Source organism: Prevotella sp. TF12-30, from assembly GCF_003436715.1.
Taxonomy (GTDB): domain Bacteria; phylum Bacteroidota; class Bacteroidia; order Bacteroidales; family Bacteroidaceae; genus Prevotella; species Prevotella copri_A.
Map to the genome: position 1 here is coordinate 1 of NZ_QSQJ01000127.1, position 733 is coordinate 733.

Annotated in this window: 1 protein-coding gene and 1 pseudogene; both read right to left on the bottom strand. The window is 43.1% G+C overall.

Annotated features, from left to right (window positions below):
• Positions 1-199: pseudogene (locus tag DXD25_RS16415) on the bottom strand (hypothetical protein); the annotation flags it as partial.
• 35 nt (positions 200-234) lie between these two features.
• Positions 235-733, bottom strand: a 499-nt coding sequence (locus DXD25_RS16420) for a relaxase/mobilization nuclease domain-containing protein (protein WP_148460953.1), incomplete at its 5' end; no start/stop codon positions are given.

Below are 733 nucleotides of genomic sequence, written 5' to 3' on the forward strand. Positions count from 1 at the left end.
CTCTTAATTTGGATATTTTACCTCTGACTTCCTCTTCCTTGCCAAACATAGCAATGATTGATTTCTCCAACTTGGTTGTGTCATTACTTGCAGGAACGGTTTCCGCTCCTGCGTTCTTTGGTGAAGCAGAAAGTTCATCGACTTTCTGCTCCAATCTCTCAACTGTGCCGTAGATGGCTTCCAATAGTTCTTCTTTCATATTTCTTTTGTTGTTTGAATGGTTTGTAACTTGCATCAAAGGCTAAAGCCTCTTCTGCGTTTCTTCTTTTTCTTCTTGGATGATTCATCCTCTGGGAATTGCTCAAAGGTCTGAGCATTGGCTGGAGCAAAAAGTCCAATGGAAGAAATACCGCCCCAAGGATTCTGACTGCTCTCCGACATGAATGGCATCTGCTCATTCTTGTGACAACCCTGCTCATATTGCTGAGCAGATTTGGCTCTTGCTGATAAAAGGTTCTCCGTTCCCTCTAATTTCGCATTCAGTTTGCCAAAGCTATAGTCTCGGCTAATCTGCGTACCCTTGAAGCTATATCCATCCTTGCAGAAACGGATGCCTTGAACCTTGGTTTGCTCCTTATCCTTATAGACAAACTCTAAGTGAACACCTCGTTTTGCAAGTTCACTTTTGAACTCGTCCCAGCTATCTGCCATTCTCAATGCGCTCTTTACAGCATTGTGAATCTCATATTTGGCTCGCTCAGCATTGCGTAACTTGCGAGTATTAGTATTGCTC